A 26,672-nucleotide genomic window follows, 5' to 3' on the forward strand; every position below is an offset into this window, starting at 1 on the left:
GCTAATCCCTCACCTCTTTTCGAATAAGATAGAGGAAGTAAGGGACACCAATTAGCGCAAGCATCGCTGCTGCAGGTGTCTCGTGATTGGGATGAACCAGACGTGCCGCAATGTCCGCCGCGACCATGAGCAGGGCTCCCAATACCGCAGAGCAGGGAATAATCCAGCGATAATCCTTACCGACCAGGAATCTGGCGATATGAGGAATGACCAGACCAATAAAGCCTACGGCTCCGGCAATAGCTACAGATACACCAGCAAGCATCATGACCACAAGACATGCCAGCAGTTTGACAACACCTGTGCGCATACCCAGTCCAGACGCTACATCATCCCCCAGACTGAGCACCGTGATGGATCGGGATAAAAGCAAGGCCCCGACTAAGCCAAGAGCAATCCAGGGAAAGGTATACATCAGCTGCTCCCAGCGTGTACCCGCTACCCCCCCAGCGATCCAGAAATCAATATTCTGAGCGACTTTATTGATCAGTGCGATTCCCTGACTGAGACTATACAGGAGCACCGATATCGCAGACCCAGCCAATGCCATGCGAACGGGAGTGAGCCCTCCCCTCGACAATTGTGCGATCCCAAAGACGAGGAATACTCCAAGGCCTGCTCCCAAAAAGGACATCAGCATCAGTCCGTTAAATGTCAAAAACGGTAAAAAAGCAAAGGATATAGCCAAGGCAAACCCTGCGCCCGCATTAATACCGAGCAGACTTGGATCCGCCAGCGGATTACGCGTCATCCCTTGCATAATAGCTCCTGAGGCTGCAAAAGCAGCTCCTACCATCATGGCCGCGATTACACGGGGCAGACGCAAATCCCATACGATCTGGTGATCGGTGAGATCAGGGTTAAAGGACGTAAGGGCTTGAACCACAATAGACAATGGGATCTTCCTGGCACCGACTGCAATCCCCAGTGCCATCATCAGGATCAATGCTGCTATTCCAAGGAAAATGACAGCAATCGCAGTCCCTGGACGGGACCATATTCGGTTTTGCAGCTCTTCCTGCTTTATTGCGGAGCGATTCATGCTTAAGCCTCTTTCATTACGATATCTTGATGATGGTTTCATGTAATCTTCATCTTCACTCTATTAAAGATACTGATAATCATTATCAAGTGTCAATAGCCACGGACATTTTTTTGCATCCATTCTAGAGCTTCCCCGCTTTTTGCTAACCAGAAGCTTCCAGAGCATTCAAGCTTAAGCATATTTGGTCAAAACAATAGTATGCCTGTGTTCATGTGTTTTCTTATCCATACAAAAGAAGCCTCCTGCTCAAGGCAGAAGGCTCTATTGGATAAAGTACTCATTTTACGATAGCAGAGCATGTGGCAACTGAAATGAGATGTGATGTAGCCGCTGAGATTGCCTCAATGCTTCACAACCTTGTTACTCCGATCAACATCATAGCCAGGTACCTTCTCTTCATATAAATGGGAGCGCTCCTGGAACCAGCGATAAAGATGCGTAACAACGACCTTCAACACAGCGTAGCCAGGCACCGCGAGAATGATCCCCACGACCCCGAACAGATTACCCGCCGTCAAAATAACAAAGATAATTGTAATCGGATGCACACTAAGGGATTTACCCATAATTTGTGGCGAGATGAATTTCCCTTCGATCAATTGGACCACTGTCCAGACCACAATCATCTTCAACAGCATAATTGGAGAGGTTACCATCGCTACAATCAGCGCCGGAGTAATCGCAATCGCAGGTCCGAGGTAAGGAACGATACTGGTGAAGGCTGCAATCGCAGCTAGCGTAAGAGAGTAGTCCAAGCCGATGATCAGATAACCGATATAGAGCAGCACACCAATACAGAAGCTCACGATAATCTGACCACGAATGTAGGAGCTCACTTGGTGATTCATCTCTGTCATAATCCGGTGCGAGGACTCACGCAGAGCTGTCGGTATTAATTTCAGAATATATGCGGGCAGCTTCCTACGGTCCTTGAGGAGATAGAATAGGATGAAGGGAACCGTAATAACGGCAATCAGCGTCTCGGTCACCGCTCCCAGGAAAGTACCCACTCCTGTCCACGCACTGTTTACGACATCCGTAATGCGCGTTGTCGCCTGCCTCATTAGCTCCTCAGGTCGAATGTTGATAGCACTCTGGAATTGAGCCATAAAGTCACTGCCGATCAGTGCCTCGAACTGTAGCTGCACTTGCTCCGTGTAGGTAGGAACATTTGTAACGAGCATCGTTACCTGGTCACGAATGACCGGAATAACCGAAGTAATAATGATCGTGATAATGCCCGCCACTGCCAGATATAGAATAATTATGGAGTAAGCACGCTTCACCTTGAAGCGCTCCAGAATGTCCACAATCGGGTTCAACAGGTAGAATGCAACCCCTGTCAGGATCAGTGGCAGCAGTACCGTTTTGAGAAACACGACAAATGGATCGAACACAAATGAGATACGTGTGAAAATGAGAATGTTCAGCCCGATTAACAAGGTAACCAGCAAGAACAAGACAAACTTGTTGTTCAGAAAGAATCGCTTGAATCGGTCTCTCCAGTCCAGGTTATTCTCCATACATTCCTACCTCTCTGTATACAATTCTCTCGTGCACTTGTTCTTCGATCGAATTGGCCCGTCAGGGTCTTCCTTGTCTCTATCTACCTCTTGCGCCTCGACGGCCTCCTGCTTGACCACCACGTCCACGAGAAGCGCTACCCTGGCTACCTTGGCTGCCTCGGTTGCCCTGACTGCTCTGACCAGCACGACTACCCCGGCCTACTCGACCTTGCCCCGAACGTTCACTCTGCCCGGATTCTGTACGGCTCGCGCGTTCGAAGCTACGCACATCTTGCTTGCCGCGACCTTGACCGCGACCTTGGCCCTGACCATCACCTTGACCGCGACCTTGACCCTGAGCTTGACCTCGTCCTTGGCTTGAGCTTGAGCCCCGACGTGAATCCCTCTCCCGATGAGAGGAGGATGACGCGCGGCCTCGACTATCGCGGCTTCCTTGTCCGCGACCTGAGCTATCACGGCCTCCGTGTCTACGACTCGGCCCTGAGCCATCACGGCGCGATTCACGGCGGCTAACTTGTCCGAAGGACTCCGAATCTGATTCAGACTCCTTGCGGCTTGATCCAGACCATTCCGCCCTCGAGAACTCTAGTCCCGCTGTCTTCTGAATGATTCGCAGTGTCTGCATATCTCCCGGAGCTGCGAAAGTGACAGCTACCCCTTTGCCACCAGCACGTCCAGTGCGACCGATCCGGTGAATATAGCTCTCGGCATCCTGTGGCATATCATAATTAAATACATGAGTGACACCTTCCACATCCAGACCCCGAGCAGCGACATCGGTAGCGACCAGCAGCTCAAGCTTCGCTTCACGGAACGCCTTCATGACCTGCTCCCGCTTATTCTGCGACAGATCCCCATGCAGCTCACCACTCTTATAGCCCATGGCTTGCAGCTCTTCATTCAGCTTGGCTGCCCGCCGCTTCGTACGGCAGAAGATCACAGCCAGATAAGGACGATGGGCATTGATCATGTCCACAAGTGCCTTCTGCCGAGTACGGTCCGTGCACTCCACCACCAGCTGACGAATCTGCCGCACAGGCACCGGTGATGCAGCTTCGACTTTTACATCTACAGGGGTGTTCATATATGCTCTTGCAAGCTTGCGCACCGCAGGTGGCATTGTCGCCGAGAACAACATAGTCTGTCTTTGCCCAGGAGTCGCCTGAATAATGGTCTCGACCTCATTCAGGAAGCCCATATGAAGCATCTGATCGGCTTCGTCCAGCACCAGCATCTTCAGGCCGCCCAGCTTCAGTGATTCTCTCCGCATATGATCCAGCAGACGCCCAGGTGTACCAATGACCAGTTGCGCACCACCTTCGAGCTTACGCAGCTGTCGCTCCACATCCTGTCCTCCGTATACTGCTAGCAAGGAGATTCCCTCGGTCGTAGCAGCCAGACGTTTGGCTTCCTCTGTAATCTGCAAGGCCAGCTCACGCGTAGGTGCAATAATAAGTGCTTGCGGATAACGCTTGCTCCGCTCGATCTGCTCAAAAATAGGCAGCAGGAAGGCGAGCGTCTTCCCTGTTCCGGTATGTGCTTCTGCAATGACGTCTTTCCCGGCCATTAACTGAGGAATAGATTGACGCTGTACTGGCGTTGGCGCCGCAATGCCTTGCTCCTTCAGAGCATCTACCCAATGAGACTGTATACCTAATGAAGCAAAATTATTACTCAAACTCAACCACTTCCCTAATCTAGTATAGATATATCATGAACCGTTCATATCAAGTTGATCCCAGTATACGCGATGTTGATCACTGTTTCCAACTTAAGGCTGCACTAGCACTGCATTAGCGCGTTACTAATGGCCAGATAAAGAGCGGAGGTCCATCCGACTCAGAAGATTCCGGCTCTCCTCATTCAATCCCGTAAGCTCCACTTTACGGCCTGTCTCTTCGTACTTATTCAGCACCTTGCCAATGGCCGTGACAGCGGAGTGGTCCCAGATGTGAGAGCGCGTGAAGTTAATCTCAATCTGTGCAGGGTCCTGTGCCGGGCTAAAATGCTCTAGAAAATGCGAAGCCGATCCGAAGAACATCGGGCCAGACACTTCATATACCTTTAGCTCCTCATCGCTACGTACGTGTACCTTGATCTTGGCCATGCTCCAGCCGAAGTTCAGGGCACTGAGCAGCACACCCACCATGACACCTTTGGACAGATCATGTGTGTAGACGACGATAGCTACAGTGATGACCATAATTAACGCCTCTGCACGCGGTACCCGGTGAATCGTCATAATGGATTTCCAATTGAAGGTCCCAATACACACCATGAACATCACGCCCACCAAGGCCCCCATTGGAATCTGCTTCACCACACTGCCTAATACAAGCAACAGGAAGGCCAGGAACACTCCTGCCGTCAGTGTAGACAGTCTCCCGCGAGCACCCGACTTCACGTTAATAACGGACTGCCCGATCATAGCACAGCCTGCCATCCCGCCGAAAAAGCCTGTAACCACATTCGCGATCCCCTGCCCGCGCACCTCACGGTTCTTGCTACTGCGGGTATCCGTCATTTCATCAACAATCGTAGCGGTAAGCAAGGATTCGAGCAATCCGACAAGAGCCATCGTAAAGGCATATGGAGCAATAATACTCAAAGTCTGCATTGTCCACTCGATCTGTGGAAGATGGAACATAGGCAAGGTGTTCGTTAGAGCTCCCATGTCACCGACACGCTTGATATCGAGATTCAGGAGCGCGGTAAGAATGGTCATGACAATGATTGCCACTAATGGAGCCGGGACGGCCTTAATGAAGCGTGGCAGAATATATATGATCGCCAGTGTACCCGCAACCATCGCATACATCACCCAGCCTGCCCCCTGGAAATGAACCAGCTGCGCCATGAAGATCAGTATGGCCAGCGCGTTCACAAAGCCGGTAATGACGGATTGTGGGACAAAGGTGATGAAGCGTCCAACCTTGAATAGGCCCAATACAAACTGAATAATGCCGGTCAGAATCGTAGTCGCGAACAAATACTCCACTCCGTGATCCTTCACCAGACCGACCATCAGGACGGCCATGGCGCCTGTAGCCGCCGAGATCATGGCTGGTCGACCTCCAGCAATGGAGATAACGATAGCGATCGAGATCGAGGCATATAGACCGACCATCGGGTCCACACCTGCAATGATGGAAAAGGCAATAGCTTCAGGAATAAGCGCGAGTGCGACTGTCATTCCTGCCAATATGTCGGCCCGGATATTACCGAGCCATTGTTGTCTGAGTTTCATAGATTCTTAAGTTACCCTCCTTGAATATAGCTGAACCGGATGACTGGATTGCCCTCTGCAGTTCGGTGCAGGTATGCCGTGCTGCAATCCTATCCGATCTTCATTTTTTGAAGGCCCCTCTCAGACCTTCTACCCGTTATGTTCAGTCCACCATTATAACTTAACTTATGTATATTTATGAGTTATCCATCGAACCAAATCCCTACTTTCCTCCTGAATACTCTATTAATCACTAAAATTCTAACTATTTCAAGCATCGTATAAATTATCTCTTCGTGATGTACTCCTCTATTATTCGAGCAGCTGTACCCTCTATTAAATGAAAACTCTCTACATTTCTTCATCTATACAGGTATAAACTGAAACTTTCCTGAGTCCAGGCCCATGCTACAAAAAAAATCAGACAAACCCTGAGCCACAGCGTGGTCAGAATCTGCCTGATTTGAATATCGAATACAGAAGAAATACGAACATCAGCAGGGCTACTATGAAGCCCACCTCAATAGCCGGAACATTCCATAAGACCGTCGTCTGATGCGTCAGGGATGAACCGATGATTAGCCCCACCATAATAATGCTAAAGGCCAGCAGCACGATACTGAACGATAGCCGATTGCTAATCTGATCCAGCCGTCGCAGCAGCTGCTCCAGCTCAGGTACCGTGACCTCCAGCTTGAGCTTGCCCTTACTCATTGTAGTGACTAGCTGTCTGGCCTGACCCGGTAGCTGAGTCAGTGCTTCAGCCAGCTCAAGGACCCCGCCCAATACCTTATCCCCGATATTGCGGGTGCTATAGCGCTCCTTCAAAAGTCTGCGCCCGAATGGCTCTGCCATGTCCAGAATGCTGAGACTGGGATCGAGATTGGCAATGACGCCTTCCATCGTCAGCAACGCCTTACCGAGCATTAGCACATCGGATGGAATACCGATCCGGTGCCTGCGTGCAGCGCTGAACAGATCATCCACTGCCTGTCCAAGCCGAATCTGGGCGAACGGGACATCACCATATTCCTCCCGCAGCAGATTGAGATCCCGGCGCAGCCCTCGGATGTCTGCATCCTCATCAATCAGTCCAAGCTTCTCGATCGCCCGAATCATGGCATCCGTATTTTTGCGCATCAAGGCGATAATCAAGGCAGCGAGCTGACTCTTCATCTCCTCACTAAGCCGACCTACCATGCCAAAATCCATATAGGCCAGCTTCCCCGATTCCATCACCATCAGATTTCCTGGATGAGGATCGGCATGGAAGATGCCATCCATGAAGATCTGCTGGAACATGCTGTTGACCAGCTTACGCGCGATCTCGGGAAGATCATAGCCCTGACGAATCAGCTCTTCACGATCGCTGAGCTTAATCCCCTCCACATATTCCATGGTGAGGATGCGCGAGGCTGTGAACTCCCAGAATACTTTGGGAATATGGACATCCGGGTCCTCTGGAAAATGCATCGCGATCTTCTCATTATTTCGCGCTTCATGACTATAATCCAGCTCATGAATGAGCGATTTGCCCAGCTCCTCCACCATCTGTGGTAGCTGGTACTGCTCGACCCATACCCAGCGCTTGGCAGCCAGTCCCACGAAATCTCGTAGGATATCCAGATCTCGGCGGATGATTCGATCCACACCTGGACGCTGAATTTTAATAGCTACCTCTTCACCACTGTGGAGCCTCGCCAAATGAACCTGCCCAATAGAAGCAGCTGCCAGTGGTGTATCCTCGAACCAGGACACCATGTCATGCAGTGGCATATTCAGCTCCTGCTCCAAAATTCCCTTCGCTGTCTCGTGAGAGAACGGAGGCACCTGATCCTGTAGCTTGGTCAATTCCTGAACAATGGAAGCCGGAATAAGATCAGCGCGAGTACTCGCCAGCTGCCCCAGCTTGATGAATGCCGGGCCCAGGTCCTCCAGCAGTAGCCGAATCCGCTCACCTAGCGTCTTCGTCGTAGGTTCTTCCCGAGTCAACCATTTGCGCGGCAATGTCAGAATGTGCACCAGTCCTAATTCCTCAACCATATAACCAAAGCCATGACGCACCAGCGCCATGGCGATCTCACGATAACGACCAGCATGCCTTACGCGAACAGCCATGTTACTCCGACCGTTTCTCTTCCGCCACCGGTACCTCTGGTGCCACAGCTGCTTCCGCAGTAGTCAGCGGCTGCCCCTGCTTCAGCTCAGCTATCTGACTCTCCAGCACCGCTATACGCTGCTCAAGAGTACGAATATCCTTCTGAGACGGGACATCCAGCTCCTCCAGCCCACGGGCAATCTGCTCTCGAACCAGTGTCTTGACATGGCCCAGGTCCTCTTCTCCACGGCTCATTAACCTCTCAATCAGGGCCTTGGATTCCGTCGGAGCCAATTCCCCACGCTTGACCAGATCATCCACAATACGTTCTACCTTCTCCTTGCTAACCACTGTGAGGCCCCAACCCAACGAAATTGCTCTCTTCAACAAGTCGCTCATGATTATTCCTCCCTGCGCTGTTAGACCGGCAGCCATACATGCTTCATCCGGATGGGAATATTATACCGTGAATTACTCCAAATCCAAAAACGGCAATAGCCGAACCCGGCTTCGTTATCCTGGCAGACGACCTGCCCACTTGGCAGCCTGCAGCAGCAATTGGCGATAGGGTTCATGCTGGAAGGATGGCTGATGATGCCCAGGCATCATATACACCACTCGACCCAGCCCGTAGGATTGTGCCCATGCCGCAGGCCATGACTCTCCTTCATGCACGTATTCCAGCAGGACTGTCTTGGGGGTAAAGGGGTCGAATTCGAAGCGATACGGCTCCTCCTCCATCTCAAAATCCGCAATCCCCTCCATAATCGGATGCTCAGGTGAAGCTACCTTGAAGTCCAGCTTCGCATAAGCAGGGTGACGCTTGAAGCGAGCCCCGATCAGCTGGGCAATCTCATAATTTTGCCCCAGGGTAATGCCATTATGAATAACAAGCAATCCACCGCCACCACTCACATAGGAAGCCAGACCGGAGGTCTGTTGGGGTGACAGGGCATCTTTTCGATTATCCGTATAAGCAATACACAGATCGAAGGCCGCTATATTCTCCTTCAACAGCATTTTACGATTCTCACTGCATTGTACAGTCAGCAACGACTGTAAAATAGAGCTAAGCTCCTCATCAATCCCCTGCAACGGATGAAATTCGGGATATGTATAATCACCTATTAGAAGTGCCTTACGTTTGCTCATGAGTGTCTCCCTTCATGCAAGCTTATCTTTTCGGTTAGACTCTGCTTAAGTTGCATCCTGATCTTGAATTCCTTTGGGTCACTACACAGTACAGTTCCACACACGAATTGAGAACTCCTTTTTTGGAAGATAGGATTAAATAAGTTTAATATTCAGCCACATTACACAATTGTTGTTAACCATTTCATAATGAAGTGAATGGGAGGGGATACAGCAGGCTCATACCAAAATGATACCCAAAAAAGAAATATGCCTATCATATAGCATGAAAAAGTTGCTTTATTATGAAATGATCTGTTTATAAAATTTAAAAAAAGATTAATAAAGGACATACTGACATTTATATTCATATTTTATATAATAATTACACGTGCAATATTGAAATTCAAAACCAAATAAAGCGTTTTACTGTGTTATACTCTTAGAGCATCAGGCAATATGTATTTTGCATAAATCGTTTTAGGAGCTATTCCACGATGGAATGAGTAGGCTGTATGTCGTCAATTCTGGTTAAATTCTGTGTATGTTGTTGCCTGATCTATGCAAAATACTGAAATTAAAAATTGGAGGTTACCACATGAAGAGGACTGGAATGACCCGGCCCTTGGATAGCCTGGGGCGAATTGTACTTCCCAAAGAAATGCGTATGACGATGGAGATCGAGATTGGTGACCCGCTGGAATTCTTCATTGAAGACAAGACACTAATGCTGCGTAAGTACAAGTCCACGAACTGCACCTTTTGCGGATCATTGGACACCAACACCTATTACAAGGACCAATTTATCTGCAACGATTGTGCTGCAGAGCTCAAGGTAGCTAAGCATCAGCCCGTACCCATTCCTGGTCCCGTCGCTGTCCCCTCTCCAACTGCTGCACCGGTCAAGAAATCATACCGGCGTACAGACGACATCCTCGCCAAGATGAAGCAGCTTATGCAAGAACACCCTCATTCATCGCAAAAGCAACTGGCCTCCATGCTCGGCATTAGTCAAGGAAGAGTTTCGCAGCTAAAAAAACTCATGTAACTGAATCCTGCTGTAATGGCCGTTTGAATGAAAATACAATACAGGAACACAAATAGCGGAGGCTGATCCCTTATGGACAGGCCTCCGCTACTATTTTTGGGGCACGCGCGGTGTAATGATTGTGCCCACGACGTCTTGCTGTCGTATCAGCATGATGGTGCCTACACCGAGCATCGCGTACCTTAATCAAATCCAATATAAGTGTAGGGCCGCTACAAGTGAAGAGTCTTGTTAGAGGATAAGGCTGTAGCATCTACTGATTAGCCGCTGCAAAGGCTGCACATGCTTCAACCCACCGACCTGCTGCAGGAGGATGGGAGGCCAAGTGAATATGCGTGTAGCCAGCCATCAGTCGGCCCGAGGCGTAGCCTTCCCGGGTGCTGCCTCGCAGTCCCTTGGTCTCATAGGCAAAAGAGTATGTCTCCTCCTCGAAGCTCATGACCGAGTAGTGGAACTCATGCCCCCTTAGCGTCTCTCCAGCCTTGAGCAGCAAGCAATCCTGGAGCGCCTTTGCTTCACGGTAGCCCAGTGCTGCGCGTCGTTCCTGCATGCGCACATCGGCTGGAATCAGCCCCGCCATAGTATGCTGTTGACCACTGCGGTCCGTCAGAGTTCGAGCCAGTACCATGTAGCCTCCACACTCAGCGAATATCGGCATATCCTGCTTAGCCGCACGGCGCAGATCCTCCAGGAAGGTATGATTGGCGGCAATAGCCGCTGCGAATTCCTCTGGGAAGCCACCGCCGAGATATACCCCGCTTGCCGCTTCTGGAATACGCTCACCTGCAAGTGGACTGAAGTAAGCGATGGCTGCTCCAGCCACCTGCAGCAGCTCCAGATTGTCCTCATAGTAGAAGTTGAATGCCGCATCGCGAGCCACCGCAATGACAGGCCGCTCAGAGCACGAAGCGAGAACTGTACTCTCTGCTCCCAGGTTCTGTTGAAGGAGATTGCCCCTATTTATGGACGACTCGCTGCTGACCTTCTGCCCTGTGCCTGGTGTGTGATTTGGCGTATCCTCTACCGAGCCCTGCTGGTCTTCCTGTGCGCTCCAGCGCGGGATATCCTCAACAGTCATGCCGTCAGCATGGGACAGCTGCTGCTGTTGAGGGTCCAACGGGGAAGCCGCGCAGGCCAGCTCGAATATTTTGTCCAGATCCGCGCCTTCTGCGACTCTGGCTGCCATCTGCTGGAACAGTGGCTCCAGCTCCCCACGTTCTACAGCTGGCACCAGCCCCAGATGCCGCTCGGGTACATGAAGCTGTTCATCACGCGGGAGCCAGCCCAGCACAGGTATACCACACATTTGCTCGATCGCCGTCTTCACCATCTTATAGTGCCCGGCGCTGCCACAGCGATTGACGATGACACCTGCAATCCGAAGCCCTGGCTCCAGCTGCTGGAAGCCCAGTACGATAGCTGCTGCGCTGCGTGCCATACTACGTACATCCACGACCAGCAGGACAGGCGTGTCCGTCAGCATGGCGATTTCCGCCGTAGAGCCTGTGTTGGAGCTCGGGTCTTTGCCGTCGTAGAGCCCCATGACACCTTCAATGATGGACAGATCTGATCCTTCGGATACGCGACAGAAGGTATTGTGAACATCTTCCGAAGAGGTCATCCAGCTGTCCAGATTGCGGGAGGGCCTGCCTGTAACAGCCGTATGATAAGTAGGGTCGATGTAGTCCGGTCCGCACTTGAAGCCCTGTACCTGCAAGCCACGGTCTGCAAATGCCCGCATCAAGCCCAGCGTAATCGTCGTCTTCCCTGCTCCGCTGCCAGTTCCCGCGATGACCAGTCGTGGCCGCTTCAAGCTACCTGATGCATGCATCATGTGCGATCCTCCGGCTGCTTGTCATCTGTCTTCATTGCGCTGGTGGCGTCAATCGCGTTGGTTGTGTTAATCACGTTGGTCGCTTGGGTTACGCCGCTTTGGCCATTTATACTGTTCCTACCGTTGAGACTGTTCCCATCATTCGCACTGTTCCCGACATTAGCATCATTCGCGCTCACACTATTCGGCTCGTCCGGAAAAGGAATGCGCGCGATTGACAGTGTCAGATTCCCGCTCTTCTTCTTCTCCAGCAGCCAGCCATCTGCCCCGGAGGACAGTAGACAAGCCGGCTCGCAGACGCCATAAGCTCCAGTGTACTTATAGACTGTCTCCGAAGGATGAGGCAATGTCACTGTATTCAGCTCGGCAGGCGTGTAGACTGTCAGCTCCCAGCCGTACTTGGCGCATAGGGCCAGCAGCCCCTCCTCATCCTTCTTCAGATCAATGGTTGCCAGATTGCGGACACTATTTATGGATAGCTTCAGCTCTTGCAGTGTCTCCAGCAGCGCCTCTTCCAGCTCCTCCATTGGTGTTCCCCGGTTACAGCCGATGCCGACGACAAGGCTCTTGGGACGATACAGCACTCCGTTGCTCATATAACGCGCTTGCTCCGTCTCATCCAACAGTCGATCTGTAATGACCAATGCTGCTGAGAAGGAGGTCGAAGATGCCTCGGCTGTGCTGCTGTAGATCTGGATATGCGAAGGTAGTGGCTTATCATATCGCCACCAATTCTTCTCTCCTGTCTCCTGGATTAATGCCACAGGCTCCTCATTCACGACGGCGGCGCTTACTGGCGTGGCCTTATCGAAGCTATCAATCGTCCAGCCCAGCTCCCTCCCGAAGAGATCGACCGGAATGGTGCCCTGTACATCCGAAGCCGTCGTAATGACCGGACGAGCACCCAGCACTGCAGCCACCTGACGCGTCAGCTCATTGGCACCGCCCAGATGGCCAGAGAGCACGCTGATCACATGCTCACCGCGATCATCAATCACGATGACGCCAGGATCGACCTTTTTATCAACCAGCAGCGGAGCAATCATCCGTACGACCGCGCCAAGCGAGATACACAGAATGATGCCGTTGTACCGCTTGAACAGATCACCCAGAATGAGACGGACAGAGCCCTCGAACATCTGAATGCCGAGCTCCTCCTCATCTCCGCGTGCGAATTTGGCCATGTAGTATACATCTGTCCCTGGAAAACGCGCACCCAGATCGCGCATCATCTCCACACCGTGCTTCGTAATGGCAACAACGGCAAAAGGGTTACTCACCAGGCTTCACTCCCTTGCGATAGCCGTGCGTGAAGGATCGATCATACAGCTTGGAGCGATGCGCGTCCTTGTCCGTCAGGCCTGGATCAAGCGCCCAGCCTGCCAGAATCATAGCGTGCATGGTAATTCCGGCAGCTCGCAGATCCGCGGGAAGCTGCGCCAGCGTCGTACGTACGATCTTCTGATCAGGCCACGTCGCCCGCTGTACGACAGCCACCGGGGTATCCTCACTCCAGCCTGCAGCTAAGAATTCGGCAACGACCTTCTTCGCCAGTGTTGCGCTAAGGAATAAGGCCACCGTACAATGGTGAGCTGCCAGGTCGCGTAATCGTTCCCGCTCAGGAACAGGCGTCCGTCCTTCAGCACGGGTCAGAATGACGGTCTGCGTCAGATCGGGCACTGTTAATTCAGCTCCCAATACCGCTGCTGAAGCGAATACAGAGCTCACACCCGGGATAATTTCATAGGTAACCCCGGCTTGCTTGAGCAGCACCATTTGCTCCAGAATCGCGCCATACATTGCAGGATCGCCTGTGTGCACTCTCGCTACACTGCGCCCAGCCTGTACAGCCTTCACCATGAGCTCTACCTGCTGCTCCAGATCCATACCAGAGCTATGCAATACCTCCGCGTCCGGCTTTGCCTTGGCTATTAATTCATCATTCACAAGAGAATCGGTGTAGAGCACGAGATCCGCCTGAGACAGAATCCGCATGCCTTTGACCGTAATCAGCTCTGGATCACCAGGACCCGCACCCACGATATACACCTTTGGACTCAGCACATTCGCACTCATTTGCTCACCACCATCAGACTCAGATATTCCAGCTCCTGACCGCGCAGCTCGCGCGCGTCACGCCATACCATCTCATACGGAGACGTCACCTTCGTGATGACCGAGGCCCGATCACCCAGCTGTAGCTCCTCCAATACATCCAGGATCAGGTCGAGCACCTTGGCTACCTTGATGAAGACGACCGTATCATGCTGCTCTATGACTCTGCGCATATCCTCACGATTATCAGTAGCCGGAATGATCCCTACCTGCTGATCCCCGTCAGCAAGCGGCTGCTCCAGAGCTGCGGCTGCTCCCAGTACCGAGGAAATCCCCGGAATTGACACGATAGGCACCTCAGGATGAAGCTCTCGCATCAGCCTCGCCAAATGAATAAAGGTGCTGTAGAGATTAGGATCTCCCTCGGTTACAAAGGCAACATCCTTCCCCTGACTCAGCTCCTCCCAGCACAGGGCTACCGTCTTATTCCATTCCCGCTCCAGCACCGCCGGGTCCTTGGTCATTGGAAATACCAGACCGAGCATGTTTTTTTCAGACGGATTCACATATAGCTCCACAATCTCGTGGGCATAGGATTTGCCGCCCATTCGTTTCTTCGGGTATGCGATGACCTCGCATTCACGTAGCATCCGGTACGCCTTGACCGTAATCAGCTCCGGGTCGCCGGGTCCCACACCGACACCGTACAGTGTGCCTGTCACTGCATCCATTCCACTCTCTCCTATCTGTTCAGCCATGCTTGCACGGCATGAATTTCGCTTGATGATACACTGTTATCCGTGTGCTCTTTCGTTGTGCGACTGCTTCGTTGCGTAAATGGTGCCTTTAACGGTTGAACAGCAAGCTTCAATGCGGGCACTTCGTTTCTCTAGGACTTCCCTGCTTTCCACTAACGACGATGCTCGCCAGAACATGTAACCTTAAATTATATTCTGTCAGGGTTAGGACTTCGTTCCGGTAATCACGTAGATCGGATTCAGACCCTCGAAGCGGGTCATATTCAGAATCGGCTTGCTGCGCGCGGTCTGCAATAAAGTCACCTCAGGGGCAAGGCCTGCCTCCTGCATACTCTTCATAGCATCGTGGAGTGTCTCAATGGTCACTGCGTTCACCACGACGCGTCCGCCGCTCTGCAGACGCTCTCCGCACAGATGAATCAATTCCTTCAGCTCACCGCCGCTGCCTCCAATGAAGACTGCATTCGGGTCAGGAAGCTCGGACAACCCCTCTGGTGCCTTGGCATGAATTACCGGAAAGTCCGTTCTGAATTTGATCTTGTTCGCTTCGACGTTCTGCAGGTCACCTTCATTCTTCTCAATGGCAAATACCTGCCCATACTTCGCAAGGCGAGCACACTCCACGGCGACGGAGCCAGAGCCTGCCCCGATATCCCAGACGACGCTTCGCTCCGATAACCGCAGCTCGGACAGACTAAAGACACGGACCTCTCGCTTTGTAATCAGGCCCTTCTCCGGCTTGCGCTGGTGAAATTCCTCGTCCGCAAAGCCGAACCCGACACGGGCCGGAGGTGTGTCCTTCAGTCGTCGCAGCACCACTACGTTCAGTGGTCCGAATTCAGCTTCGGCCATATCCGCAAGTGACCAGTGCGTAAATTGCTCATCAGGCCCGCCCAGATCCTCTCCTACAAAGGCCTCATATTCGTTCATTTCGAAATGAAGCAGATAGGCGGCGAGTGCGGATGGTGTGTTCACGTCATCTGTGAGCAGTGCGATCTTCGCCCGGCCATCCAGGCGCTGAGCCAAACCCTGTATCGGCCGACCATGCAGGCTCTCAAGCTGAGCATCCTGCCAGCTCTCGCCGAGCTTGGCGAACACCAACTGAACGGAGCTGAGATGCGGAAGGATATCCAGACGCTCTCTCCCGAGACGGGAAGACAGATATCCCGCAATTCCGAAGAACAGCGGGTCCCCAGATGCCAGAACAACCGCCGATTGGCCCTCAGCAAGCTCAGCCAGTCGCTCCACGACAGCTGCGAGTCCACCTTTTAACACTACACGCTCTCCCTTAGCCTCAGGAAAAAAAGAAAGCAGACGCTCTCCGCCGACCAATAGATCGGCTTTATGTATCGTATGAATGAGCTCATCCGTCAAGCTGGAGGCTCCACACTCCCCGACTCCGATCACCTTAATCTTGTTCATCATTGCCCCCCACTCTTGTACATCAAGGACAGGCAGAGCCGATGCCAGGCATTTGCTCTGCCTCTCCTTCATTTTCAACCCACTGGATCTATTTGGTCGCACTATCCATTAAGTATTGAATTAATCTACTGAATTAATCTATCGAGTCAATCTATTGAATCAACCTACTCAGTCGTACCGCTGTCGGGATCACTGACGGTTGCCTTACCCAATAAGGTTCCATCCATAGCAACAAGGACCATGCCCACCGTCAGACCACCGCCAACATGCTCCAGACAATGGCGACAGCCATAGCTGCACAGCGTCTCAAAGAAACTGTAGCACTCCGCCTGCACCATCATCTCCGCTACCTGGGAAGCGGTATTCGCTCCCGCCACAGCCTCCACCAATTCCGGGGATACTCCCGCCTCGCGGGCGGCTTCAGCCAGAAATGCGAAATCCACAGGTGCACTCTTGGAGTGAACCATCATGACACCTTGGGCTACCTTGGATAGCTTGCCTGGCATCCCGACGAGCGTCGCCTTCTCCATGCCAAGACGCTTGCCGTGCTTGATGGAGAATCCAACGAATTCCCCCATCTGAATGAAGGCCTCCTCTGGCAAATGAGGATACATATCCATCGCATACTTCTCGCTTCTTCCTCCCGTGGTCAGCACAATCTCCTTGCAGCCTGATGCCTGTGCGACAGAGATGGCCTGCACAACACTCGCCATGTATGCGCTGGTAGAGAACGGCACGACAACTCCCCGAGTACCCAGAATGGAGATCCCGCCGAGGATGCCGAGCCGCGCGTTCAAGGTCTTGAGGGCGATTTCCTCACCAGCAGGCACGCTGATGACGACCCTCACGCCAGTCTCCACACCGTACTCGTCCAGCACCTGCTTGACGGCTTCAGTAATCATGCGACGCGGCACTGGATTAATCGCCGCCTCGCCCACTGGCACAGGTAGACCGAGCTTCGTCACCCTTCCTACACCAATACCACCGTCCAGCTCAATGCCAGGCTCGTCCCGCCAGCTTACCGTAGCTACGATCTTGGCCAGATGCGTGGCATCCGGGTCATCGCCGCCATCCTTGATCGTGGCACAGGTCGCACTGCCACCCTCCAGCTGCTGGTCGATCAGCTCGAATTGGTGGTCAAAGCCAGCCGGCAGCCAAATGACAGCATGCTGCGGCACCTGGCCTGTGACGAGCAGTTCGGTTGCTCCTTTGGCCGTTGCCGCCGCGCAAGCCCCGGTGGTGAACCCAGAGCGCATCGGCTTGTCCGGTGCAGGTGCCTCTCCATTCTTGGGACGTCTGGGGCGACCTTCGCCGCTCGCTGCTGCTCCCTTCTCCATCGCTATTCCTCCTTTAAGACACAAGGCATGCAGACCTGGATCAACGTACTGCCATGAGGGACAAGGCGTTCACTGCCGCGACGACAATGGTACTGCCGCCCTTGCGTCCGATATTCGTAATATATGGAATGTCCAACTTGCGCAGCTCATCCTTGGACTCTGCAGCGGATACGAAGCCCACTGGCATGCCGATAATCAGCCCTGGCTTCGCTTCGCCCTCCTTGACCATACGGATCAGCTCCAGCAGCGCTGTAGGCGCATTACCGATTGCATAGATCCCACCATCCGCACGCTTGATCGCCTTGCGCATCGAGATGATGGCGCGGGTCGTATTGAGTCGCTTCGCCTCTTCAATGACATCCGGGTCAGAAATATATACATTAACGTCCATACCGAAACGGGCAAGACGATCCTTGCTAATACCCGCCTGAATCATTTGTACATCGGCTACCAGTGGCTCTCCTGCCTGAATGGCACGAATCCCTGCGGTAATCGCATCCGGGTGGAACACCATACTCCGTCCCAGCTCAAAATCAGCCGAAGCGTGGATGACCCGCTGTACAACCGGGTATTGCTCCTCTGTGAAAGGATGCTCGCCCAGCTCCTCGGTAATCATCTCAAAGCTTTTGCCCTCAATCTCCTGAGGCTGCACCGTTAATGGCTTAAATTCTGTCTTGAAATCCATTCATCCCGCTCCTTTACCCAACTTTGATTGTTGTACATGACTTGCGCGGCAAATTTGAAATATGAAAATTAAGGCTAAAATAGCTCAGACAGTGCCGTTAACACCCCTTCATAATGATCGAATACCGTCCCAAAGTCTACCTCAGGCCGTGCAATTAATACCACATGAATGCCCAGCTCCAACGCCGACTGCACCTTCTCGTCCACCGCTCCAGTCTTGCCGCTCTCCTTCGTCACCATGATCGTCGTTCCGAAATGTCGATATAGCGCCTCATTCAGTTCACGCGAGAATGGCCCCTGCATGGCAACAATATTCTTCTGCTCGACACCTAGCTCAGCACACTTCTCCATGTTGTCCTGGCGAGGAAGCATCCGAATAACCAGGCGAATATCAGGGTCTGACAGCAGTCGCTTCGTGAATACTCCTAATGTCTTGCTGCCCGTAGTCAGCATGACTGAGCCCTTCATGCGGTCTATAACCTCTGCTGCCGCTTCATAGGTAGGAACTACATGTAGCAACGGGTGATTGTCGTATACCAGCCCTGCTCTCTCATAGCGAATATATGGAATCTGCTGCTCCTGCGCAGCGGTTATGGCCTGTCGATGGGCCTCTTCGGCAAAGGGATGACTTGCATCCACGATAACACGTACTCCATGCTCTCTTACCAGTGCCCCCATCTCATCAGCCGTCAGTCTACCCGTCCGTACCGACAAGCCTGCCTCCCTGAGCGTTGTAGCTGCACTATCGGTAACCACAGAAGTCAGCACGTCATATCCGGCAGCCTGAATGCTTAGCGCCAGCTCTCTGGCATCACTTGTGCCACACAGCATAAAGATCATGCTCGATTCCCCCCGGAACCAGACAGCTGCTTCTTCGCCGCATGGTCCTCATGGTGGTGCTCATTATGATCATGCTCATGATCATGGTCGTGACTGTGGTCATGGTGGTCATGATCGTGCCCGTGCGCGTGTTGATCCTGGTGATGCCCGTGACTATGATGATGATGATCATGATCGTGGTGGTGACCATGGTCGTGGTCATGATGATGATCGTGATCGTGATGATGGTCATGGTCATGGTCGTGATCATGGTGGTGATGGTGATGATGATGCTCCTGAGCAATCAAGCGGAACTGGCAGTTGTCACAGTTGGCCATCACTCGTCCATTCAGCCCTTCATTTGCACGCTCCAGCACCAGCTCCTCCAGCTGCGGATGGAAGCCGAAGTAATCACCCATCTCTACAACGGTATCAGGATTCGCTTCAGCGAATTCCAGCGTCATCTCCTGAATACGCTTGATCAGGACGCCTGTGAACAGGAAGTAAGGCAGTACAATAATCTTCTTGGCACCGAGGCGCAAGCAACGCTCAAGCCCTTCCGGGAAGGACGGCTGCGTCACGCCGATGAAGCTGCTCTCCACCCATTTGTACGGGAGCTTCTCCCACAGCATACGGGTAATTTTATAAAAGTCACTATTCGCATCCGGGTCGCTGCTTCCTCGCCCGAGCACCAGCACGGCAGTATCCTCAGCTGCCACATCTGCTACTGCGGTTGACGTCCCGCCAGACAGCTCGTTTCCAGCGGTAAGTACCGCTGCAGCTCCTTCCAGACGAGTCTCCAGAATACGCACAATCTTCTCATGTACTCCAATCGGTCTTCCGTACACGAATTCCACTTCAGGGTATTTTGCCTTCGCTCGATCGATTGCCATCGGAATATCAATCTTCGCGTGTCCTGCCGCGAACAGAATAATCGGAATTAGTACAACGCGGGTCGCTCCCCGATTCACGCAAGCCGTGACACCCTCTGCAATCGTGGGACGAGTCAGCTCCAGGAAGCACGTCTCCACACAGGTATCCGGTACTCTGGCTGCGATCGCCTCCGCAAAGGCAAGTAGCTGCTCATTCCCCTCCGGGTCGCGGCTTCCATGTCCGATCAGTAATATTGCATTCATTCAGTCTTCCCTCTCCTCTCAGGTTGTAGCTCTTAGTAGATTTTTTTGCTTACATTGATCCTTTATATGCTCTTAATCGCCACATACGACGTTCACTTCAACGGTAGCGGGTGCATCCTCATGACGGAACCCGGCCACAACACCGACACGTTTGAAAAATTTATGGAATCGCTCGTTTGGATGGCCCTTCTCCTTGTATTCCGCGACAACCTGCTCCACGACTGCGCCAATCTGCTCTTCGGTCAGACCTTCTGCGACAGACTGCGCAGGGTGAGCATTCCGGCCGAATTTCTTACCGCCCAAGAAGAGATCATAGCCTCCTTTGCGGTACACTACCCCAATATCCTCCAATACGGCACCGTAGCATGCCATGGCACAGCCATTTACAGCGACACTCGTTGTCTTGGGGGCCTTCAGACCACCTATTACAGCCTGCAAGCGCTCAGCGGTCGGCACGGCATCATTCTTCTCCATATCACAGAAGTCACAGGCCTTCACCTTGAAGACGTCCCCGATCGGAGACACAATGAGACTGGCTGCACGGAGGCTGGCTACCAGCTGCTCAGGCTCGGCACACGGCACACGCAGAATGATCTGATGGTCCGTCGTGTACTCTAGCTCTCCCTCTTCCCCGGCTAGTTCTGCCAACAGGGCCATCTGTCTGGCATTGAACTTCTTGTTGCCGACACCTGGTGCCACGCCTACCTCGAAGATAGGAGCACGTGGCGTCATAGCTGAGCTACGCGTTGCTCCACCCGCAGTGGCTGCTGTAGGGGACGTTGCCGGAGCTGGCGAGGATGCCAATACTGCCACGCCTCCGGTTGCTGTTACAGCTGCTGTAGTTGCGGACCCTGCTGTTGCCGTTGCTAAGCCTGCTACAGTCGCGCCTGTAGTAGCTTCGAGGCTTCCCGCTACAGCTCCACTATTCGTAGGTTGGCCCCACAATTGCTGAAAGGCAGCCTCCTCGCTCTCCGTGCCAGTAGATCCGGCAGCAAGTCTGCGTAGCGCATCTTCAGCCAGCGCGAGTGAGGAGAGGGCTGGCTGTGCGTGGTCACCAGTCTGTTCACCAATCTGTTTACCAGTCCATCCACCTGCCTGCTGGCTCATCGGTGTAGCTGATGCTGCTAGATTCACAGCTACACCAGAGCTGGATACAGGGGTCCCCGCATCCTGCGCTCCCGCCGAGCTTTCTGGCTCTGTGCTACTGGACTCCGTTGCACTAAGGGACCATGGCTCAGCCTCCGTCCGCAGACGCTCATGCGGCCGCAATGGCTGTACCTCGGCATCCAACGTATATTTGCGCTGATAGCCGCGCGGTGTCACGATCAGGCCATCATACTCCATCGTGGAGGAATTGCCGATGATGACCGTCGTCAGCATGCCGATATCATGATTGAGCATATCCTCAAGTGTCGTGACAATGACCTGCTGGCGATCGCGATATGCACTCTTGACCAGTCCTACGGGTGTCTTCGGATCACGGTAACGGAGCAACATCGCCTGCGTCTCCATGATCTGCCGGGTCCGCCGTCCACTGCGCGGATTATATAGTGCAATTACAAAATCCGCCGAAGCAGCCGCTTCAACTCTGCGAATGATAGTCTCCCATGGCGTCAAGTGATCACTAAGACTAATAGTGCAGGCATCATGCATGACCGGAGCCCCCAGCAATGAAGCACAGGACTGAATAGCCGAGATACCTGGCACGACCTCGACTTCGACGCCTTCTGCTCTTGTCCAGCCTTTCTCAATCAGCACCTCGTAGATCAGTCCGGCCATCCCATAAACGCCGGCATCTCCACTGGAGATGACCGCCACCTTTTTCCCATTCTCGGCCTGTCTCACCGCTTCCTGGGCACGACTCACCTCTTCCGTCATCCCTGTACGCACAATCTCCTGTTCAGCCGTCAACAGCGGCCGGATCAGATCCACATAGGTGTTATAGCCAATAATGACCTCGCTCTCCGCGAGAGCATCCAGTGCCCGCTTGGTGATATGCTCCATATCCCCAGGTCCAAAACCAATCACCAGCAGCTTGCCAAGTGTACTCATTCGTCTCCCCCATTCGATGAATCTCCATCATGTATTGTCATACTCGACTCTTGTTGAACCGTTAAGCATTCCCGCAACAGCTTCTTCATGTGCTCCTTGCTCCGAGGTGCAGGCCGTCCTCTCCGGAGTTCCGGCGGAAGCCCGAGCCATAGCTCGACGAGCAATGGCAGCGCAAGTCCTGCCCCTTCAAGCATCTCCTGCTGTGCCAGCACATCCTCCGGGCGCCCCTGCATACGACAGGTGCCCTTCTCTAGCACAATCACCCAATCCGCCCAGCTATACGCCAGATCCATATCATGGGTAGCCATGACTACCGTGGTCCCCGCAGCATGTACCTCAGCTAGTCCCTGCAGCATCATTTGCTCGGAATGGGGGTCCAGATAGGACGTAGGCTCATCCAGCAGCAGCACTTCTGGCCTTACAGCTAGGATTCCGGCAAGTGCCGTTCGCTTCTTCTGCCCCAGGCTCAGATGATGGACAGGTACCTCAGCAAGCTCTTGCAGCCTTAGCAGCTCAAGCACCTGTCTGGTTCGATCACCAATCTCCACCTCATCCAGCCCCAGGTTGCGCAATCCGAAGGCGATATCCGCCAGCGGCGTGTTCATAATAATCTGCTGCTCGGGGTCCTGAAGCACCAGCCCGATCCGTTGTCGCAGTGCTGCAAGCTGCTTCCTGCTGTAGCCAAGCCTCGCTCCAGCGAATTCCACGCTACCTTCAGAGGGCTGTACCAAGCCCACCGCGTGCAGAAGCATAGTAGACTTGCCAGAGCCATTGTGCCCGATGATGGCAGTTCGGCTTCCCTGTGGAATCGCTACCGACAGGTCCGATAATGCCGGAAGCCGGGTGTATGGATAGAGATAGGAAACTCCGTTCCATTCCAATATGAATTTCATGCTAAGACCACCTAATCATGACTTAATCCATGGGTAGGATCAGATTGGTACCTTTGACCAGATCACGTATGAGTGTAGAGCCGCTGCAAGCGGGGAGCCCCTGTCGATCACTGTTAAGCTTGCTGTTCTTAGATCTAAGATGAATAGCGGATGAACAGCACGTACCATAGCTCCAGCACAGCAAGAATAACCACGCCTGCCCAGCCCTCCATACGATACCTGAGCGGCATAGGGTCCGTGGCAGTCAGGTATAGCGGCAGCGTGCCGTCATATCCCCGCACAGCCAGTCCTTGCTCCAGTCCTCTGTATCGTCCCATCGTCTTCATGAACAATTGTCCCGCCATCGCAGAGGCATCCCTGATCATGGCGCGGGCACCACCTTTTCCCCCACGCAGCCGCCGTGAACGCATGAGCCCCGAAGCCGTGTCGGACAGAAAAAATAAAAAGCGGTACATAATGAGCATCAGCTCTGTAACAATGGCCGGCAGCTTCATTCGCGCCATTACGCCGAGCAGATCGGCGAATGGAGTAGTCAGGATCAGGAACATCAGGCAGGCAGTGCAGGCTCCTATTCGAACTCCTAGCTGCAGCGCCCGCTGAATGTGCTCTTGTGTCACATAGACAGACCATGTGTCCCTCGCCAACAAGACGATCCCGTGATCTTCAGGCGAGCCCATCTCCAGCAGCAACGGAGGCAGGCTCACGAGATAGAATAGGAATACGCTGCCGCTCAGGACGGCATAGAGCTTCCATGACACTGCCGCATATCCGACCGTCCAGACGACCAGCCAGCACCATAAAATAGCCTGTACCCACGGATGCGTCACGTAGGCTAGCAGGAGCAGCGCTACAGCGAAGCCGCATTTCCATACGGGCGAATACCTGCGAAAGCGACTGCCATACGAGACCGAATCAATGGTTCTTAGCATGAGACTGGGAGGAATGCATCACGCTGCTATTCGGTTGTTCATCTCTAGTCTCAGTCGATAGCGAGGCATCGGAGACGCTAGATACACTAGATGGATTAGATAGATTGTTGGCCCGCTGCTCTCTACGCCCTCGCATGAGACCGAGTACGTAGCCGATTAGCCCTGCACCCAGCGCGGCTTGAAGCGCGAACAGCATACTTTCCGTCTCGCCGGGAGGCTCCAGCAGCGGCTGGAACCATGGCTCATATTCCGGACTAATATCCTGAATGACCGCCTCTGCCGCTCCATCCGCTCCGCCAAAATCCCCCTGCACCAGCAGTAGTGGCAGAGCCGCCAGTAAAATGACCGCCACCAAGATCCAGACCACTTGACCTCTACTCATCATATTTGGCGCGCTCCTCTCTCATGACGGCTCAGGATGGATAGCTCATGAGGGCTGTAGGACTTCAACCAATTCCATAGCAGCACAGTCAACAAGCCCTCGGTTATTGCGAGCGGAATCTGGGTAATAGCGAATACGCCGCCGAACTTCGCAAAGGATGCCAGCACCCCGCCTTGAGCGGAAGGGAAGGCTAGTGCGAGCTGCAAGGAAGTAACAAGATATGTAGTCATATCCGCTACCGCCGCCGCTGAGAACACAGCAATGTTCTCCCTGCCCTTTCCCTTCATCAGGAGCTTGTACACGGCATAGCCTGCGAACGGTCCAGCTACCGCCATGGAGAAGGCATTAGCCCCCAGCGTTGTGAGTCCCCCATGTGCCAGCAGAACAGCCTGAAATAGCAGCACGATTGAGCCAATTACACTCATGGGTAGTGGACCCAGCATAATCGCCCCAAGTCCTGTCCCCGTCGGATGAGAGCTACTACCCGTGACAGATGGAAGCTTCAAGGCCGACAATACAAAGGTAAATGCCCCGGCCAGTCCCATCATCAGCTTCAGCTCGGGATGCTCACGCGTAATGCGGATGAGCCTGCGCACGCCAAGAGCGAAGAACGGAATAAACAATAGCCACCAGAACACAGCCCACCCGAGTGGCAGGAAGCCCTCCATAATATGCATCGCGTACACTTCCTGTGGAGAGGCCAGTAGGAAATACAAGGTAAAGCCAAGCACCAGTACAGCAAAAACCATCGATCGACGTCGTGTGAACACACTCTTTCCTCCATTCAATGAAATACCTATTATCGGCAGTTTGCATAATCGTACTGTGGATGATAGTCGCTCGATGGTTGTATGCAAAATGCTCACTATATGTGCTTAGTCTGGTTGTATGTCGTCAGGCGCTCCCTCTCACAGGCGGAAGAATCCATTAAAAAAGACCCTGATCCTGTTCGGATCGGGCCTCAAATATGTACTCAAATAACAACGAGAAGCACAGCCACCCCTTCACTACTGCAAGGCACACCTGTCCCAGGCTGCGCCGCATAGTCTGCCGTCAACCTGAACACGAGGATTCAGCAAGCCTGTGTGAACTTTAGCTGGTCACTTCTCAATTGATTCGGTACACCTTGCTCCTCTCCGCGAAGGACTACGGTGAAATAGACTGGGTAGGTCTCCTGGCTAAGGCTCGTTGGTCTACTTCGTCTTCCCCGTGTAGTGGTACTCGAGTGACGTGATGAAGTAGACCTCCCCTTTACAGTGGCGGGACCGCTCGGGATTTGCACCCGATTCCCTGTTACCCTTTGTGTGAAGCAAAGGCACCCAGTCTGTGGCTGTATATGATTATGCTCTCTATGATACCCTCGCCCCGTCACCAGCGCAAGACAAAAACAGTCCCGCATAGGCTTGCCTCAATCAGTCGAGATTCGCTTGGCTCAGGACACGTCTGAACTCCTTCTTAAGTGCCGTTGCTCTTCCGGCCACAAGCAAGCCATAGCTGGCAAATTCGCAGGCACGGGCAATATACCCGTCCTTTACAGCTCCACTCCATCCGCATAGACAGCATACGAGCCGTATTTCTGATCCATAGGATATGTAGTAGAGGTGCCCAGCGCTTGCTGGACATCCTCCAAAGGTGTCTCAAAGGGGAACGGTATCCGTCCCTCTAGTACAAAGGCTTGAAATGTCTTGCCTAGCTCTCTGTTCATGCTTCTCCTTCTGGTGCCTTGATGTTCCATTTGGTCCCGAGCGTTTGCGGCGTATAGGCCTGCAATTGTCCGATTAATTCCTCAGCCTGCTCCGCGACCCGAATCAGATTCTGATGCGTCTCCCCGGCGAAGCCTTCCCGTACGCTATGGCGAATCAGCTCTACCAGAGGATCATAATAGCCGTTCACATTCAGCAGTCCAATCGGCTTCGTATGGATACCGATCTGGGCCCAGCATAGCACCTCGAACAGCTCCTCAAAGGTCCCCAGACCACCGGGCAAAGCAATGAAGCCATCTGCCAACCGATTCATGGTCGCCTTGCGCTCATGCATGTCGGCTACCTCGACCAGCTCCGTCAAGCCGGTATGTACAATCTCGCCGCGAAATAGCCCTGTCGGCATGATCCCCGTCACCTGTCCGCCATGCTCCAGCACGGCATCTGCCACTGCTCCCATTAACCCATAGCTGGAGCCGCCATAGACAAGGCGAATTCCTTGCTTCGCGAGTGAAGTACCCAGAGCAACAGCCTGCTCTCGATAGTTCGCAGATCGTCCGTCATTCGACCCTGCAAATACACAAATGGATTGCAATC

The 26,672-nt window shown here is 53.1% G+C and carries 23 protein-coding genes, 1 pseudogene and 1 riboswitch; of the genes and pseudogenes, 1 reads left to right on the top strand and 23 read right to left on the bottom strand.

Annotated features, from left to right (window positions below):
- Window position 1 precedes the first annotated feature (1 nt).
- From MKX74_RS25780 to MKX74_RS25810, 7 genes are all read right to left on the bottom strand, one after another.
- Window positions 2-1,042 (bottom strand): FecCD family ABC transporter permease, encoded by a 1,041-nt coding sequence (locus MKX74_RS25780; protein ID WP_341180212.1) that lies wholly within the window; start codon window positions 1,040-1,042, stop codon window positions 2-4.
- A gap of 344 nt (window positions 1,043-1,386) precedes the next feature.
- Window positions 1,387-2,568, bottom strand: a complete 1,182-nt coding sequence (locus MKX74_RS25785; protein WP_341180213.1) for an AI-2E family transporter — start codon at window positions 2,566-2,568, stop codon at window positions 1,387-1,389.
- Window positions 2,569-2,647: 79 nt separating this feature from the next.
- Window positions 2,648-4,249 carry a DEAD/DEAH box helicase gene (locus tag MKX74_RS25790; RefSeq protein WP_341180214.1) on the bottom strand — a complete coding sequence of 534 codons (1,602 nt, stop codon included), beginning with the start codon at window positions 4,247-4,249 and terminating at the stop codon, window positions 2,648-2,650.
- A gap of 126 nt (window positions 4,250-4,375) precedes the next feature.
- On the bottom strand, window positions 4,376-5,818 hold the full coding sequence (locus tag MKX74_RS25795) for a SulP family inorganic anion transporter (RefSeq protein WP_341180215.1): 1,443 nt from the start codon (window positions 5,816-5,818) through the stop codon (window positions 4,376-4,378).
- Between the two features lie 426 nt (window positions 5,819-6,244).
- Complete coding sequence (locus MKX74_RS25800; protein WP_018884080.1) at window positions 6,245-7,915, bottom strand: ABC1 kinase family protein; 1,671 nt, start codon at window positions 7,913-7,915, stop codon at window positions 6,245-6,247.
- Between the two features lies 1 nt (window position 7,916).
- Window positions 7,917-8,294: a phasin family protein gene (locus MKX74_RS25805; protein ID WP_341180216.1), complete on the bottom strand. Its 378-nt coding sequence runs from the start codon at window positions 8,292-8,294 to the stop codon at window positions 7,917-7,919.
- Window positions 8,295-8,408: 114 nt separating this feature from the next.
- Window positions 8,409-9,047: a ThuA domain-containing protein gene (locus tag MKX74_RS25810; protein ID WP_018884078.1), complete on the bottom strand. Its 639-nt coding sequence runs from the start codon at window positions 9,045-9,047 to the stop codon at window positions 8,409-8,411.
- A gap of 577 nt (window positions 9,048-9,624) precedes the next feature.
- On the opposite strand from MKX74_RS25810, the gene MKX74_RS25815 reads away from it, so the two are divergent.
- Window positions 9,625-10,074 carry an AbrB/MazE/SpoVT family DNA-binding domain-containing protein gene (locus tag MKX74_RS25815; RefSeq protein WP_018884077.1) on the top strand — a complete coding sequence of 150 codons (450 nt, stop codon included), beginning with the start codon at window positions 9,625-9,627 and terminating at the stop codon, window positions 10,072-10,074.
- Between the two features lie 253 nt (window positions 10,075-10,327).
- On the opposite strand, the gene MKX74_RS25820 is transcribed toward MKX74_RS25815, so the two are convergent.
- The 16 genes and pseudogenes from MKX74_RS25820 to MKX74_RS25895 all read right to left on the bottom strand — a co-directional run bounded on the left by MKX74_RS25820 (window position 10,328) and on the right by MKX74_RS25895 (window position 26,670).
- Complete coding sequence (locus MKX74_RS25820) at window positions 10,328-11,908, bottom strand: cobyrinate a,c-diamide synthase (RefSeq protein WP_341180217.1); 1,581 nt, start codon at window positions 11,906-11,908, stop codon at window positions 10,328-10,330.
- Window positions 11,905-13,188, bottom strand: coding sequence for a cobalt-precorrin 5A hydrolase (locus MKX74_RS25825; RefSeq protein ID WP_341180218.1), 1,284 nt, complete (start codon window positions 13,186-13,188; stop codon window positions 11,905-11,907). Before MKX74_RS25825 ends, MKX74_RS25820 begins: the two co-directional genes overlap by 4 nt.
- The gene (gene cobM / locus MKX74_RS25830) at window positions 13,181-13,984 is read right to left on the bottom strand and encodes a precorrin-4 C(11)-methyltransferase (protein WP_018884074.1); all 804 of its coding nucleotides are present in this window, start codon (window positions 13,982-13,984) and stop codon (window positions 13,181-13,183) included. Before cobM ends, MKX74_RS25825 begins: the two co-directional genes overlap by 8 nt.
- Window positions 13,981-14,694 (bottom strand): precorrin-2 C(20)-methyltransferase, encoded by a 714-nt coding sequence (gene cobI / locus MKX74_RS25835; RefSeq protein WP_018884073.1) that lies wholly within the window; start codon window positions 14,692-14,694, stop codon window positions 13,981-13,983. Before cobI ends, cobM begins: the two co-directional genes overlap by 4 nt.
- Window positions 14,695-14,925: 231 nt before the next feature.
- A complete protein-coding gene (gene cbiE / locus MKX74_RS25840) occupies window positions 14,926-16,146 on the bottom strand; it encodes a precorrin-6y C5,15-methyltransferase (decarboxylating) subunit CbiE (RefSeq protein WP_341180662.1) in 1,221 nt (406 codons plus the stop codon).
- 161 nt (window positions 16,147-16,307) lie between these two features.
- Window positions 16,308-17,480 carry a cobalt-precorrin-5B (C(1))-methyltransferase gene (locus MKX74_RS25845; protein WP_341180219.1) on the bottom strand — a complete coding sequence of 391 codons (1,173 nt, stop codon included), beginning with the start codon at window positions 17,478-17,480 and terminating at the stop codon, window positions 16,308-16,310.
- A 40-nt stretch (window positions 17,481-17,520) separates the two neighbouring features.
- Complete coding sequence (locus MKX74_RS25850) at window positions 17,521-18,165, bottom strand: precorrin-8X methylmutase (RefSeq protein ID WP_018884070.1); 645 nt, start codon at window positions 18,163-18,165, stop codon at window positions 17,521-17,523.
- Between the two features lie 74 nt (window positions 18,166-18,239).
- On the bottom strand, window positions 18,240-19,004 hold the full coding sequence (gene cobK, locus MKX74_RS25855; protein ID WP_018884069.1) for a precorrin-6A reductase: 765 nt from the start codon (window positions 19,002-19,004) through the stop codon (window positions 18,240-18,242).
- The gene (locus MKX74_RS25860; RefSeq protein WP_341180220.1) at window positions 19,001-20,119 is read right to left on the bottom strand and encodes a sirohydrochlorin chelatase; all 1,119 of its coding nucleotides are present in this window, start codon (window positions 20,117-20,119) and stop codon (window positions 19,001-19,003) included. Before MKX74_RS25860 ends, cobK begins: the two co-directional genes overlap by 4 nt.
- A gap of 72 nt (window positions 20,120-20,191) precedes the next feature.
- Window positions 20,192-22,171, bottom strand: coding sequence for a precorrin-3B C(17)-methyltransferase (gene cobJ / locus MKX74_RS25865; protein WP_341180221.1), 1,980 nt, complete (start codon window positions 22,169-22,171; stop codon window positions 20,192-20,194).
- Window positions 22,168-23,064: an energy-coupling factor ABC transporter ATP-binding protein gene (locus MKX74_RS25870; protein WP_341180222.1), complete on the bottom strand. Its 897-nt coding sequence runs from the start codon at window positions 23,062-23,064 to the stop codon at window positions 22,168-22,170. Before MKX74_RS25870 ends, cobJ begins: the two co-directional genes overlap by 4 nt.
- Before the next feature lie 134 nt (window positions 23,065-23,198).
- On the bottom strand, window positions 23,199-23,993 hold the full coding sequence (gene cbiQ, locus MKX74_RS25875; protein WP_341180223.1) for a cobalt ECF transporter T component CbiQ: 795 nt from the start codon (window positions 23,991-23,993) through the stop codon (window positions 23,199-23,201).
- A gap of 118 nt (window positions 23,994-24,111) precedes the next feature.
- Window positions 24,112-24,375: pseudogene (locus MKX74_RS25880) on the bottom strand (energy-coupling factor ABC transporter substrate-binding protein); the annotation flags it as partial.
- Window positions 24,375-25,124: an energy-coupling factor ABC transporter permease gene (locus MKX74_RS25885; protein WP_341180663.1), complete on the bottom strand. Its 750-nt coding sequence runs from the start codon at window positions 25,122-25,124 to the stop codon at window positions 24,375-24,377. The pseudogene MKX74_RS25880 and the gene MKX74_RS25885, both read right to left, overlap by 1 nt.
- A gap of 398 nt (window positions 25,125-25,522) precedes the next feature.
- A riboswitch (cobalamin riboswitch) is annotated at window positions 25,523-25,713 on the bottom strand.
- Between the two features lie 193 nt (window positions 25,714-25,906).
- On the bottom strand, window positions 25,907-26,080 hold the full coding sequence (locus tag MKX74_RS25890; RefSeq protein WP_341180224.1) for a hypothetical protein: 174 nt from the start codon (window positions 26,078-26,080) through the stop codon (window positions 25,907-25,909).
- Window positions 26,077-26,670 carry an LOG family protein gene (locus MKX74_RS25895; RefSeq protein ID WP_341180225.1) on the bottom strand — a complete coding sequence of 198 codons (594 nt, stop codon included), beginning with the start codon at window positions 26,668-26,670 and terminating at the stop codon, window positions 26,077-26,079. The genes MKX74_RS25890 and MKX74_RS25895 overlap by 4 nt, the downstream gene beginning before the upstream one ends.
- Window positions 26,671-26,672 lie beyond the last annotated feature (2 nt).

The organism is Paenibacillus sp. FSL K6-1230, assembly GCF_038002385.1.
Classification (GTDB): Bacteria; Bacillota; Bacilli; order Paenibacillales; family Paenibacillaceae; genus Paenibacillus; species Paenibacillus massiliensis.

Excerpts from the sequence above, each read along its gene's own strand:
- MKX74_RS25780 (WP_341180212.1), bottom strand. The coding sequence starts at position 1,042 with ATGAATCGCTCCGCAATAAAGCAGGAAGAGCTGCAAAACCGAATATGG.
- MKX74_RS25785 (WP_341180213.1), bottom strand. The coding sequence starts at position 2,568 with ATGGAGAATAACCTGGACTGGAGAGACCGATTCAAGCGATTCTTTCTG.
- MKX74_RS25795 (WP_341180215.1), bottom strand. The coding sequence starts at position 5,818 with ATGAAACTCAGACAACAATGGCTCGGTAATATCCGGGCCGACATATTG.
- MKX74_RS25800 (WP_018884080.1), bottom strand. The coding sequence starts at position 7,915 with ATGGCTGTTCGCGTAAGGCATGCTGGTCGTTATCGTGAGATCGCCATG.
- MKX74_RS25805 (WP_341180216.1), bottom strand. The coding sequence starts at position 8,294 with ATGAGCGACTTGTTGAAGAGAGCAATTTCGTTGGGTTGGGGCCTCACA.
- MKX74_RS25810 (WP_018884078.1), bottom strand. The coding sequence starts at position 9,047 with ATGAGCAAACGTAAGGCACTTCTAATAGGTGATTATACATATCCCGAA.
- MKX74_RS25815 (WP_018884077.1), top strand. The coding sequence starts at position 9,625 with ATGAAGAGGACTGGAATGACCCGGCCCTTGGATAGCCTGGGGCGAATT.
- MKX74_RS25820 (WP_341180217.1), bottom strand. The coding sequence starts at position 11,908 with ATGATGCATGCATCAGGTAGCTTGAAGCGGCCACGACTGGTCATCGCG.
- cobM (WP_018884074.1), bottom strand. The coding sequence starts at position 13,984 with ATGAGTGCGAATGTGCTGAGTCCAAAGGTGTATATCGTGGGTGCGGGT.
- cobI (WP_018884073.1), bottom strand. The coding sequence starts at position 14,694 with ATGGATGCAGTGACAGGCACACTGTACGGTGTCGGTGTGGGACCCGGC.
- cbiE (WP_341180662.1), bottom strand. The coding sequence starts at position 16,146 with ATGATGAACAAGATTAAGGTGATCGGAGTCGGGGAGTGTGGAGCCTCC.
- MKX74_RS25845 (WP_341180219.1), bottom strand. The coding sequence starts at position 17,480 with ATGGAGAAGGGAGCAGCAGCGAGCGGCGAAGGTCGCCCCAGACGTCCC.
- MKX74_RS25850 (WP_018884070.1), bottom strand. The coding sequence starts at position 18,165 with ATGGATTTCAAGACAGAATTTAAGCCATTAACGGTGCAGCCTCAGGAG.
- cobK (WP_018884069.1), bottom strand. The coding sequence starts at position 19,004 with ATGATCTTTATGCTGTGTGGCACAAGTGATGCCAGAGAGCTGGCGCTA.
- MKX74_RS25860 (WP_341180220.1), bottom strand. The coding sequence starts at position 20,119 with ATGAATGCAATATTACTGATCGGACATGGAAGCCGCGACCCGGAGGGG.
- cobJ (WP_341180221.1), bottom strand. The coding sequence starts at position 22,171 with ATGAGTACACTTGGCAAGCTGCTGGTGATTGGTTTTGGACCTGGGGAT.
- MKX74_RS25870 (WP_341180222.1), bottom strand. The coding sequence starts at position 23,064 with ATGAAATTCATATTGGAATGGAACGGAGTTTCCTATCTCTATCCATAC.
- cbiQ (WP_341180223.1), bottom strand. The coding sequence starts at position 23,993 with ATGCTAAGAACCATTGATTCGGTCTCGTATGGCAGTCGCTTTCGCAGG.
- MKX74_RS25885 (WP_341180663.1), bottom strand. The coding sequence starts at position 25,124 with ATGGTTTTTGCTGTACTGGTGCTTGGCTTTACCTTGTATTTCCTACTG.
- MKX74_RS25890 (WP_341180224.1), bottom strand. The coding sequence starts at position 26,080 with ATGAACAGAGAGCTAGGCAAGACATTTCAAGCCTTTGTACTAGAGGGA.